The organism is Nocardioides sp. WJ219, from assembly GCF_058559815.1.
Genome location: NZ_JBZUJV010000003.1, coordinates 344,079 through 354,394, shown reverse-complemented (window position 1 = coordinate 354,394; position 10,316 = coordinate 344,079). Strand labels below are relative to the sequence as shown.

Annotated in this window: 14 protein-coding genes; 3 read left to right on the top strand and 11 right to left on the bottom strand. The window is 73.8% G+C overall.

The genetic code is table 11. The features are described from left to right. The first annotated feature begins 80 nt into the window (after window positions 1-80). Window positions 81-317 (top strand): helix-turn-helix domain-containing protein, encoded by a 237-nt coding sequence (locus tag AC4MBH_RS09550; protein WP_491794617.1) that lies wholly within the window; start codon window positions 81-83, stop codon window positions 315-317. A 39-nt stretch (window positions 318-356) separates the two neighbouring features. Here AC4MBH_RS09550 and AC4MBH_RS09545 read toward each other — a convergent pair whose 3' ends face one another. The 3 genes from AC4MBH_RS09545 to sigE are packed head-to-tail and all read right to left on the bottom strand — an operon-like array spanning window position 357 to window position 2,829. Next, window positions 357-1,703, bottom strand: a complete 1,347-nt coding sequence (locus tag AC4MBH_RS09545; protein ID WP_491794616.1) for a S1C family serine protease — start codon at window positions 1,701-1,703, stop codon at window positions 357-359. Between the two features lie 53 nt (window positions 1,704-1,756). Continuing rightward, window positions 1,757-2,227, bottom strand: a complete 471-nt coding sequence (locus tag AC4MBH_RS09540) for an anti-sigma factor (protein ID WP_491794615.1) — start codon at window positions 2,225-2,227, stop codon at window positions 1,757-1,759. Next, the gene (sigE, locus tag AC4MBH_RS09535; RefSeq protein ID WP_491794614.1) at window positions 2,224-2,829 is read right to left on the bottom strand and encodes an RNA polymerase sigma factor SigE; all 606 of its coding nucleotides are present in this window, start codon (window positions 2,827-2,829) and stop codon (window positions 2,224-2,226) included. The genes AC4MBH_RS09540 and sigE overlap by 4 nt, the downstream gene beginning before the upstream one ends. Before the next feature lie 150 nt (window positions 2,830-2,979). Here sigE and AC4MBH_RS09530 point away from each other — a divergent pair, with 150 nt between their 5' ends. Beyond that, complete coding sequence (locus tag AC4MBH_RS09530) at window positions 2,980-3,627, top strand: O-methyltransferase (RefSeq protein ID WP_491794613.1); 648 nt, start codon at window positions 2,980-2,982, stop codon at window positions 3,625-3,627. 1 nt (window position 3,628) lies between these two features. On the opposite strand, the gene AC4MBH_RS09525 is transcribed toward AC4MBH_RS09530, so the two are convergent. Genes AC4MBH_RS09525 through AC4MBH_RS09515 form a run of 3 tightly spaced genes read right to left on the bottom strand, consistent with a single transcriptional unit; the run spans window position 3,629 to window position 5,711 of the window. Then, window positions 3,629-3,967: a hypothetical protein gene (locus AC4MBH_RS09525; protein WP_491794612.1), complete on the bottom strand. Its 339-nt coding sequence runs from the start codon at window positions 3,965-3,967 to the stop codon at window positions 3,629-3,631. After that, entirely contained in the window at window positions 3,964-5,547 is a 1,584-nt protein-coding gene (locus AC4MBH_RS09520; protein WP_491794611.1) for a leucyl aminopeptidase family protein, read from the bottom strand. The genes AC4MBH_RS09525 and AC4MBH_RS09520 overlap by 4 nt, the downstream gene beginning before the upstream one ends. Then, window positions 5,544-5,711: a DUF3117 domain-containing protein gene (locus AC4MBH_RS09515; RefSeq protein WP_091024313.1), complete on the bottom strand. Its 168-nt coding sequence runs from the start codon at window positions 5,709-5,711 to the stop codon at window positions 5,544-5,546. The genes AC4MBH_RS09520 and AC4MBH_RS09515 overlap by 4 nt, the downstream gene beginning before the upstream one ends. Before the next feature lie 186 nt (window positions 5,712-5,897). On the opposite strand from AC4MBH_RS09515, the gene AC4MBH_RS09510 reads away from it, so the two are divergent. Then, window positions 5,898-6,692, top strand: a complete 795-nt coding sequence (locus AC4MBH_RS09510) for an enoyl-CoA hydratase-related protein (RefSeq protein WP_491794610.1) — start codon at window positions 5,898-5,900, stop codon at window positions 6,690-6,692. A gap of 164 nt (window positions 6,693-6,856) precedes the next feature. Here AC4MBH_RS09510 and AC4MBH_RS09505 read toward each other — a convergent pair whose 3' ends face one another. The 5 genes from AC4MBH_RS09505 to dapE are packed head-to-tail and all read right to left on the bottom strand — an operon-like array spanning window position 6,857 to window position 10,211. Next, window positions 6,857-7,642 (bottom strand): M14 family zinc carboxypeptidase, encoded by a 786-nt coding sequence (locus tag AC4MBH_RS09505; protein WP_491794609.1) that lies wholly within the window; start codon window positions 7,640-7,642, stop codon window positions 6,857-6,859. Window positions 7,643-7,644: 2 nt separating this feature from the next. After that, window positions 7,645-8,079, bottom strand: coding sequence for a hypothetical protein (locus AC4MBH_RS09500; protein WP_491794608.1), 435 nt, complete (start codon window positions 8,077-8,079; stop codon window positions 7,645-7,647). A gap of 13 nt (window positions 8,080-8,092) precedes the next feature. Then, on the bottom strand, window positions 8,093-8,419 hold the full coding sequence (locus AC4MBH_RS09495; RefSeq protein WP_491794607.1) for a DivIVA domain-containing protein: 327 nt from the start codon (window positions 8,417-8,419) through the stop codon (window positions 8,093-8,095). Next, complete coding sequence (locus AC4MBH_RS09490; RefSeq protein ID WP_491794606.1) at window positions 8,416-9,141, bottom strand: LOG family protein; 726 nt, start codon at window positions 9,139-9,141, stop codon at window positions 8,416-8,418. Before AC4MBH_RS09490 ends, AC4MBH_RS09495 begins: the two co-directional genes overlap by 4 nt. Then, window positions 9,138-10,211, bottom strand: a complete 1,074-nt coding sequence (gene dapE, locus AC4MBH_RS09485; protein WP_491794605.1) for a succinyl-diaminopimelate desuccinylase — start codon at window positions 10,209-10,211, stop codon at window positions 9,138-9,140. Before dapE ends, AC4MBH_RS09490 begins: the two co-directional genes overlap by 4 nt. Window positions 10,212-10,316 lie beyond the last annotated feature (105 nt).

Genomic DNA, 10,316 nt, shown 5'->3' with positions numbered 1-10,316 from the left:
GCGGCGTCCGGTCACCTGCTCCTCCACAAGCAGGGAGCAGACGGTACGGACGTGACGGATGAGGTGCCAGGATGGTCCCCATGGCCGGCACCCCGCGCTTCCTCACCCTCGCCGACGTCGCCGAGGTGCTGAACACCTCCAGCGCCCAGGTCTACGCGATGGTGCGCCGCGGCGAGCTCGAGGCGATCAAGATCGGCGGCCGCGGCCAGTGGCGGGTCGAGGCGTCCAAGCTCGAGGAGTACATCGCCGACGCCTACCGGGCCACCAAGATCTTCGTCGACGAGCACCCGCTGGTCGACGACGTCGAGGTCGACTGACGGTCGACCGGCGCCTGCGGGCGGCCGGGAGGTGCCGCCCTACCCGACCTCGGAGTCGAGCCGCACGGTCGTCGTCCGCTCCTCACCGTTGCGCAGGTAGACGAACTCGATGCGCTGGCCGGGCTGGTAGCTGCGGATGTTGACGATCAGCGAGATGCCGTCGACGACGCGCTTGCCCTGGACCTCCACCACCACGTCGCCGGTCTCGAGGCCGGCGTCCTCGGCGGGGGTGTCGTCGAGCACCTCGTCGAGGTAGGCGCCGGCGACCCCGGTGCCCGCGTTGCCGCCGACCTGGGCGCCGATGACCGGGTAGCGGGCCTCGCCGGTCTGGAGGATCTGGTCGGTGGTGACGCGCACCTGCTCGACCGGGATCGCGAAGCCGACACCGATGTTGCCAGCGTCGCCGTTGGTGGCGCCGCCGCTGGTGGCGATCGCGGAGTTGACCCCGACGACCTGGCCGCGGAGGTTGACCAGCGGGCCGCCGGAGTTGCCGGGGTTGATCGCGGCGTCGGTCTGGACGGCGTTGATGTAGGAGGAGTCGTCACCGGTGCTGCCGGTGGTCACCGGGCGGTCGAGCGCGCTGACGATGCCGGCGGTCACGGTCGAGCTGAGGCCGAGCGGCGACCCGATGGCGACCACGCCGTCGCCGACCCGCAGGCCCTCTGAGCGGCCGAGGGCCGCGGGGGCGAGGTCGGCGTCGTCGGGGATCCGCAGGACCGCGAGGTCGTAGACCGGGCTGCGGCCGACGATCTCGGCGTCGTAGGTGTTGCCGTCCTGGTCGACGACCCGCACCGGGCCGTCGCTCTCGGCCGCGGAGGCGATCACGTGGTTGTTGGTGACGACGTGCCCGCTCTTGTCGATCACGAAGCCGGAGCCCGTCGCGCCCTCGTCCTGGCCGTCGAGCTCGGCGATGATCTGGACCGTGCTGGGCAGCAGCGCCTCGGCGACCGCGGCCACCCCACCGGCCTTGACCGGCGGCAGCTCGACGACCTGGTCGTCGGTCAGTCCCTCGTAGACGTCGGGCTCGTCGTCGGACGCCTCCTGGTAGACGACGCTGCCGCCGATGCCCCCGACCAGCCCGAGGAGCAGCGCGAGGACGGCGACCGCCGGCCAGATCCAGCGGGTGGTGCGTCCCCGGTGGCTGGTCGGCGCCGGAGGCGGGAAGCCCGGCTGGGACCCGCGGGCGTAGTCGGCCCAGGTCGGCACCGGCGCCGCGGGCAGCGGGCCCGACGGCGGCGCCCACGACGGCTCCGCGGGCGGGTCCACCCGGGGCGCCCCGAACGAGAGCGGTCGCGTCGAGTCGACGCCGTCGTCGGTGCCGGCCGCGCGGTCGGGGCCGCCGTCGGCGGGGTCGGTGCCGTCGCGCTCGGCATCGTGGTGGGTCACCGGACCATCATCCCCCGCCGGTGGTCACCGGTCGTCACCCTCACGCAGGGCGGTCAGCGGTCGAGCCGGACCGGCACCTGCGGCGAGGCCGGCCGCGGGGAGAACTGGGTGACGGGCTGCTGCATGCGATCGGGCGAGGGCAGGCTGGCGGGCGCGGGTCCCAGGGCCAGGATGCCCATCACCGCGGCGCCGGCGGCGCCGCCACCGATCGCGGCGATGCCGGCCATCCCACCGACGCCGCGCCGCGGTCGCGCGCCGTTGACGAGGTCGTCCTGCGGGGGACCGCCGAAGCAGTCGCCGGGCGGCATGCCGAGCAGCGCACCCTTGAGCCGGTCGGGGGCGCAGCCTCCCGGAGCCTGCTCGGAGGACAGCGACGAGAGCCGGGTCTTGACCCAGCCCTCCCGCTCGACCTCGTCGCGGCACAGGTGGCAGGTGTGCACGTGGGCCCAGGCCGACTCGGTCTCGGCCGCGGAGAGGTGTCCGTCGAGGAGGTCGCTCACCCGACGTCGCGTGAGGTGGCTCATCGGCGCCGCCCCTCCCCGACGCTCTGGGGCGCCGGCGTCGGGCCCGAGTAGCGGGCCCGGCCCTCGCTGGGCGCCCGGTGCGCGAGCGCGGTGCGGAGCATCGCCCGGCCGCGGTGGATGCGCGAGCGGACCGTGCCGAGCTTGGCGCCCAGGATCTCGGCGATCTCCTCGTAGGTCAGCCCCTCGACGTCGCACAGCACGACGGCGACCCGGAAGTCGGGCGGCAGGGTGGCCAGCGCCCGCTCGACGTCGTCGTCGAAGGTGCGGTCGGCGTACGCGGCCTCGGGTGCTGGCGACGCGCTGGACAGCCGGTCGGCGCGCTCGTCGGAGAGCGCGTCGAAGCGGATGCGCTGCTTGCGCCGCGCCTGGTCGAGGAACAGGTTGGTGGTGATGCGGTGCAACCAGCCCTCGAAGGTGCCGGGCGTGTAGGACGACAACGACCGGAAGACGCGGACGAAGACCTCCTGGGTGAGGTCCTCGGCGTCGTGACGGTTGCCGGTGAGGCGGTAGGCCAGCCGGTAGACCCGGTCGGAGTGCCGCTCGACGATCTCGTCCCAGGTGGGGACGCCCTGCTGCGGCGTGGCGTCGGTCGGATCGGTCACGGGGGTCCTCGGTCGCTGGCGGGGCATGGTCCTCAGACGGTAGGGGGCTGGGCTGAGGGTTGCCTGTGAGCAGGTCCCACGACCGGAGCAACGAGCGACCCCCGGCCCGTGTTCCCGGATCCGGCGACGCGTGGGCGATAGCGTGCCCACATGCCGAGCACGCCGACCCCGCCGATCGCCGCGACCAGCTGGACGTTCGCCGAGACCTACGTCGGTGAGGACGACGTCCTGGCCGCCGCCCGCGAGCGCGCCACCGAGGTCGGGGTCGCCGCGATCGGCAGCGGCGGCGGCGCCGCGCTGCGCTTCCTGGCCTCGGTCATGGAGGCCCGGTCGGTGGTCGAGATCGGCACCGGCACCGGGGTCTCGGGCCTGTGGCTGCTGCGCGGCATGCGCCCCGACGGCGTCCTGACCACGGTCGACCTCGAGGCCGAGCACCAGCGCCTGGCCCGCGAGACCTTCACCGAGGCCGGGATCGCGAGCCAGCGGGTGCGCACGATCCCGGGCGCGGCCCTCGACGTCCTGCCCCGGCTGACCGACGGCGTCTACGACATCGTCTTCGCCGACGGGGACAAGACCGAGTACACCGCCTACCTCGCCGAGGCGCTGCGGCTGCTGCGGCCCGGCGGCGTCGTGGTCTTCGACAACGCCCTCTGGCACGACCGGGTGGCCGACCCCTCCCAGCGCGACCAGCAGACGGTCGCGGTGCGCGACCTGGTGCGGGCGGTCGCCGACCACGACGACCTGGTCCCGCTGCTGCTCCCGGTGGGCGACGGCCTGCTGCTGGCCAAGAAGGGCTAGCTCAGGCGCGTGCGTTCGGCTCGAAGCCGTCCCAGCCCTCGGCGACCGCGACCACCTCGGAGGCCTCGATCAGGATCGGCGGGCTGCCGATGATCCGGGTGCCCGGGGCGTCCGCGGCCCCCTCGGTGAAGGTGCGCTGGAACTCCTCGCGGGCGGCGTCGGAGACGAAGACGTAGTGCCCCTCGAACCACTCCCCCGGCCGCACCCGCCAGGTCTTGTAGCGCAGGCCGGACATGCCGGTGAAGCGCGGGTGGGAGGTGCTCTCGACGTACGCCGCCAGCTCGTCCTCGACGCCCTCGGGTGCCTCGGCGAGCGACCAGCGGATGGTCAGCGACCTCACTGCCCGGCGCCGACTCCGGCGAGCGGGTCGGGCGAGCCGAGCCAGGTGAGCAGGGCGCGCGCCCCGAAGCCGGTGGGTCCGGCCGTCCACTCGTGGCGGTCGTCGGGGGCGTCGCCGACCGAGGCGATGTCGAGGTGGGCCCACGGCACGTCGCCGACGAACTTCTGCAGGAACAGCGCCGCCATGATCGCGGCCGGCCCGGACGGGCCGTTGTCGGAGTCGGCGACCTTGGAGGCCAGCTTGTCCTGGTAGCCCGCGAACAGCGGGAAGCGCCACAGGGGCTCGCCGGCCGACTCGCCCGAGGCCAGCAGCGACTCGGCGAGCGCGTCGTCGGTGGAGAAGAGCCCTCCGACCTGCTGGCCGAGCGCGACCTTGACACCGCCGGTGAGGGTGGCGACGTCGACGATGACGGCGGGGCTCAGCTCGGCGACGGCGTAGGCCAGCGCGTCGGCGAGGACCAGCCGGCCCTCGGCGTCGGTGTTGGTGACCTCGGTGGTGCGGCCGCCGTAGTGGCGCAGCACGTCGCCGGGGCGGGTGGCGCTGCCGGAGACGGCGTTCTCGGCGGCCGGCACCAGGCCGACGACCTTGACCGGGCACCCGACGTCGGCCAGCGCGGCCATCGTGGCCAGCACGACGGCGCCCCCGGTCATGTCGCGCTTCATCGCGACCATGCCCTGGGCCGGCTTGATCGAGATGCCGCCGGTGTCGAAGGTGATGCCCTTGCCGACCAGCACCACGGTGGGCGTGCGCCGCGAGGACTTGGGCGGCGCGTAGTCGAGCCGGATCAGCCGGGGCGGCGTGGCCGACCCCTGGCCGACCCCGATGATGCCGCCGAAGCCCTCGGCCCGCAGCGCCTCGTCGTCCCAGACCCGGCAGATCAGGCCGGCCTCCCCGGCCAGCTCCTCAGCCTGCTCGGCGAGCCACGCGGGGTTCTTCAGGTTGGACGGGACCGTGGCCAGGACGCGGGCGCGCCACCCGGCACCGCCGATCGCGACGGCCCGGTCGAGCGCTGCCCGGTCGACGTCGTCCGCGGACGCCGGCAGGCCGGCCAGCACGACCCGGGCGACGGGCACGTGCTCGGGCGGTGTCGAGCGCCAGGAGAAACCGAACGAGCCCAGCATCACCCCGACCACGAACGCCTCGATGCCGTGCTCGGCGTCGAGGCTCGCGATGGTCGTGGCGACCGCGCTGCGGTCGCGGGTGGCCCGGGCGACGGCGGCGCCGGCGCGGCGCAGGTCGGTCGGGGTGGCGTCGCCGACCCCGACGAGGAGCAGGAGGCGCAGCTCGGCCTGGTCGGGTCCGCCCAGCGGCACCGGCACGGCGACGAGGTCGCCGACCTTGCCGGTCACCCGGGCGGCCTCGGCCACCGCGACCAGGTCGACCCCGAGCGCGTCGCCGACCTCAGCGGCCCCGGGACCGAGCAGCGGCGCGCCGTCGTCGTCGCCCGGGAGCAGCGGGAGCGCGACGACGTCGACGCCGGTGACGGCGTGGACGGGCTGGCGCGTCAGTGCGACGTCAGGCGGTGAGACCTGGCTCGGCAGGACCGGCCTGGAGATCGGGGGCTGAGCGCTCCGGGTCACCCGACGACGTTCTTGAGGGCGTCGCCCAGGGCGCCGGCCTCCTCGGCGTTGAGCTCCACCACGAGGCGGCCACCACCTTCGAGGGGGACGCGCATGACGATCCCGCGACCTTCCTTGGTGACCTCCAGCGGACCGTCGCCGGTCCGCGGCTTCATCGCCGCCATGCGGCACCTCTTCCATGTCGAGCCGGGAGAGAGACGGCGGCGAGCCGTCCTACTCATGTGCGGACCATTATCCCCTATCGGTGCCCGCCACCGCACCACTACCGCCCGTCTACCGCCCACCCACCGTCCACCCACCCGCCCGTCCCGGCCTCCGGAGGCCCCCTGGCGGTGGCAGACTCCGCTGGCATGACCGACGCACCCGTGCTCCTCGACCTCACCGCCGGGGTCGCCACCATCACCTTCAACCGGCCCGAGGCGATGAACAGCCTCGACGTCGCGACCAAGGAGCTGCTGCTCGAGATCGTGACCACCGTGGCCGACGACCCGGCCGCGCGCTGCGTCGTCCTGACCGGCACCGGGCGCGCGTTCTGCACCGGGCAGGACCTCAAGGAGCACGTCCAGCTGCTCGAGAGCGGCGGCAGCGACGAGCTCTTCACCACCGTCGACCGGCACTACAACCCGATCGTCACCGCGCTGGCCGGGATGGAGAAGCCGGTCGTCGCGGCGGTCAACGGCGTCGCGGCCGGGGCCGGCGCCTCGCTGGCGTTCGCCTGCGACCTGCGGATCCTCGCCGACACCGCCGGCTTCAACCTCGCCTTCGCCAACGTCGCGCTGTCCTGCGACACCGGCGCGTCGTACCACCTGCCGCTGCTCGTCGGTCGTGCCAAGGCGATGGAGCTCCTCTACTTCCCCCGCACCGTCAGGGCCGAGGAGGCCCTCGACCTCGGCCTCGCCACCACCGTCGCCCCCGCCGACCGGTTCGCCGACGAGGTCGCCGCGCTCGCCACCCGGCTCGCCGCCGGCCCCACCGTCGCCCTCGGCGCGATGCGCCGGTCGGTCAACCACGCCGACGGGGTGACGTTCAGTGAGGCCCTGGAGCTCGAGAGCGCGATGATGACCAGGACCGGCTCCACCGCTGACCACCGCGCCGCCGTCGCGGCGTTCGTGGCCAAGGAGAAGCCGGTGTTCGAGGGGCGGTGAGGGTGGTCGTCGGGGTCGGGGGTTTTGCCCGGGAAGCTCAGATTTCCCCGGTGGACCGGTGAGATCTCGCGCCGAGCCCCACCACCCAGATCCCGCCAGCCGGCCGACCACGACCTCCTCGACCAGCGTCGGCGGCAGTCGCCAGCGCAACCCACCGACCGGCGTCAGCGCGGGACCGGCTCGGCGTGGAGCTGGCCGCGGGCGGCGCCGAAGATCCGCAGGACCTGGTCGGGGACGACGCGGGTGAGGTGGCGGCGCGAGGGGCGGGCGCCGTACTCGACGGTGATCGCGGTGCCGGCGAAGTGGTGGTTGAACCAGCCGGTCATGGTGCCGTGGCAGACGCCGCCGCAGTCGAGGGTGCGGCGGGGGAGGTCGAGGATGCGGGCGACCCGGCGCGCGAAGGCCGGGCGCTTGGTGTCGGTGTCGACGCCGTTGAGGGGCTGGTGGAGGCTGAGCACCCAGTCGGGGTCGACGTCGCGCAGGAAGCGCATCACCGCTCGCGTCTCGGGTTCGGACGCCGGCCGGGTGCCGGACTCGTAACGGCCGTCGAGGTCGGCCCAGCGGTAGGGGAAGTTGCGGTTGAGGTCGACGCCGCGGGCGTTGGCGCGGGTGCCGGCGCGCAGGCCGTCGGGGTTGTAGACCGGCACCACCCACAGGTCCAGGCCGACGACCTGCGGTCCGGAGACCAGCGCGTGCAGCGCGTGCTGGGTGTCCTGCTCGTCGCCGTGCATCGTCGAGAACAGCACGACGGTCTCGCGGTGACGGACCTCGGGGTCGGCGAGGTGGTGGGCGCGGAGGGGTCGTCCGTCGACCGACCGGCCCAGCACCCGGGTCTCGAACGCCGCGCTCCGGTCGTCCGCAGGGGCAGCCGGCGCGGGCGGGACCGGGACCACGACGGCCGGCAGCAGGAGCAGGGGAAGGACGCGACGGGCGAGCCGACTCGAGACCACGGTCAGACCGCCTTGACCAGGTAGGCGTAGGTGAAGACGAGCACGCCGACGACCATCCCGACGTGGCCGAGCACCGACAGCCCGGGACCGGTCGACCAGGAGTCCTCGACGGCGCCCGAGGCGTGCCGACCCCGGGCCGGCAGCCAGCGCAGCAGCAGGAGCAGGCCGGCCAGCGCGACGACCCACCACAGCAGCAGCCCCGCGATGCCGAGCAGCGTGGAGGTGCTCTCGGAGATTGTGTCACCGGTGGCCAGGAACGCGACCCAGACGACCAGCGCCAGGACCCCCGCGCCGGTGTGGACGGCGACCGGCCCGCGCGCGATGCCGACCCGTCCGGCGGCCGAGCGGTCGCGCCGCAGCCGGAGCCGGGTCAGCACGACCACGACCGCCGCCAGGGCGGTGAGCACGTAGACCACGAGGGCCAGGTCCGGGGACACGCCCGGCAGTCTCTCACCCGGGCGGTACGTCCTCCGGACGCGTCTGCGCCGGGGGCTCGGTCTCCGGGCCGGCGCCGGCGCCGTGCCGCCAGGCGCGGTCGGCCTCGAGCTGCGCGGCGAGCCGGCGGAGCAGCGCGTCGACCTCCGACATCCGGTAGCCGCGGAACGCGATCGAGAACCGCACCCGCCGCAGGTGCGTCGCCTCCAGGTCGCCGCTGGTGGGCACGAGCGCGTCGGGGCGGTCGTCGTGCTCCTCGACCATCGGCGCGCCGCGGCCGGCGGCGACGAGCGCGATGCCGCCCATCACCAGCACCACGACGATGCCGAGGAACCAGGTCACGTCTCCTCCCGCGCCGCCACCATCAGCGCGACCGCCTCGTCGACGTCGTCGGTGAGCACGAGCCGGTCGAGGTCGGAGGCGGAGATCTTGCCGTCGGCCAGCACGGTGCCGCGCAGCCAGTCGAGCAGGCCCGACCAGTAGGCGGTGCCGACCAGCACCACCGGGAACGCCGTCACCTTCTGGGTCTGGGCGAGGGTGAGCGCCTCGAACATCTCGTCGAGGGTGCCCAGACCACCCGGCAGCACCACGAAGCCCTGGCTGTACTTGACGAACATCGTCTTGCGCACGAAGAAGTAGCGGAAGTTGATGCCGACGTCGGCCCACTCGTTGAGGCCGGACTCGAAGGGCAGCTCGATGCCGAGCCCGACGCTGACCCCGCCGGCCTCGCTCGCGCCCTTGTTCGCCGCCTCCATCGCGCCGGGGCCGCCGCCGGTGATCACGGCGAAGCCGGCCTCGACGAGCTTGCGGCCGACGTCCTCGCCCTGGGCGTACGACGGGTGGTCGACCGAGGTGCGCGCCGAGCCGAAGACGCACACCGCCGGCCCGAGGTGGGCAAGCGCGCCGAAGCCCTCGACGAACTCGGCCTGGATGCGCAGCACCCGCCACGGGTCGGTGTGGACGAAGTCGCCGGAGCCGCTGGTGTCGAGCAGGTGCTGGTCGGTGGTGGTGCCGTCGACCTGGTCGCGGCGCTGGATCACGGGGCCCTTTCGCTTGGACTTCATCGGGCGTCGCCGCCCAGCCAGGTGCGCAGGGTGCGTTCACAGTGCTCGACCTGGGCCACGGGGACGTACTCCTCCTGCTTGTGGGCGAGCATCGGGTCGCCCGGTCCGAAGTTGACGGCGGGCACGCCGAGGACGGTGAAGCGCGCGACGTCGGTCCAGCCGAACTTGGGGTTGACCACCCCGCCGACGGCCGCGACGAACTCCTGCGCGGCTGGCCGGTCGAGACCGGGCATCGCGCCCGGCGCGGTGTCGGTCAGCCGGACGTCGTAGCCGTCGAAGAAGTCGCGCACGAACGCCTCGGCGTCGGCCTCGCTGCGGTCGGGCGCGAACCGGAAGTTGACCTCGATGACGCACTCGTCGGGCACCACGTTGCCGGCGACGCCCCCGCGGATCGCGACCGCGTTGAGGCCCTCGTGGTACTCGAGCCCGTCGATGACCGGCCGCCGCGCCTGGTAGCCCTGCAGCCGGGTGAGCACGTCGGCGGCGCCGTGGATCGCGTTGACGCCCCGCCACGACCGGGCAGAGTGGGCCCGCTCGCCGGTGGTGCGCACCTCCACACGCAGCGTGCCCTGGCAGCCGGCCTCGACCACGCCGTCGGAGGGCTCCATCAGGATCGCGAAGTCGGCCTGCAGCAGCTCGGGGTCGCTCTGGGACAGCTTGTTGAGACCGTTGAACTCCGCGTCGATCTCCTCGGCCTCGTAGAGCACGTACGTCACGTCGCGCACGGGCTCCGGGACGGTCGCGGCGAGCCGGAGGATGACCGCGTCACCGCCCTTCATGTCGCAGGTCCCGAGGCCGTGCAGCAGCCCGGCCTCCTCGTCGAGGCGGCCCGGCAGGTTGGCGTTGACCGGCACCGTGTCGAGGTGGCCGGCGATGACCACGCGCTCGCTGCGCCCGAGGTCGGTGCGGGCGACGACGGTGTGGCCGCGGCGTACGACGCTCAGGTGCGGCAGGGCGCTCAGCGCGGCCTCGACGGCGTCGGCGATCTCCTGCTCGTGCTGGCTCACCGACTCGATGTCGACGAGCTGTCGGGTGAGGGTGACGGCGTCGGCGCTGAGGTCGAGGTCCACGCTGCGTAGTCAACCAGCCACTCCACGGAGGAGTTCTCCACCGTTCCGCCGAAACACATGCAAAAGTCGTCCGCGGGGCGTTACATGGGTCTCACCGCTCGATCG

Excerpts from the sequence above, each read along its gene's own strand:
- AC4MBH_RS09550 (WP_491794617.1), top strand. The coding sequence starts at position 81 with ATGGCCGGCACCCCGCGCTTCCTCACCCTCGCCGACGTCGCCGAGGTG.
- AC4MBH_RS09540 (WP_491794615.1), bottom strand. The coding sequence starts at position 2,227 with ATGAGCCACCTCACGCGACGTCGGGTGAGCGACCTCCTCGACGGACAC.
- AC4MBH_RS09530 (WP_491794613.1), top strand. The coding sequence starts at position 2,980 with ATGCCGAGCACGCCGACCCCGCCGATCGCCGCGACCAGCTGGACGTTC.
- AC4MBH_RS09515 (WP_091024313.1), bottom strand. The coding sequence starts at position 5,711 with ATGGCGGCGATGAAGCCGCGGACCGGCGACGGTCCGCTGGAGGTCACC.
- AC4MBH_RS09510 (WP_491794610.1), top strand. The coding sequence starts at position 5,898 with ATGACCGACGCACCCGTGCTCCTCGACCTCACCGCCGGGGTCGCCACC.
- AC4MBH_RS09490 (WP_491794606.1), bottom strand. The coding sequence starts at position 9,141 with ATGAAGTCCAAGCGAAAGGGCCCCGTGATCCAGCGCCGCGACCAGGTC.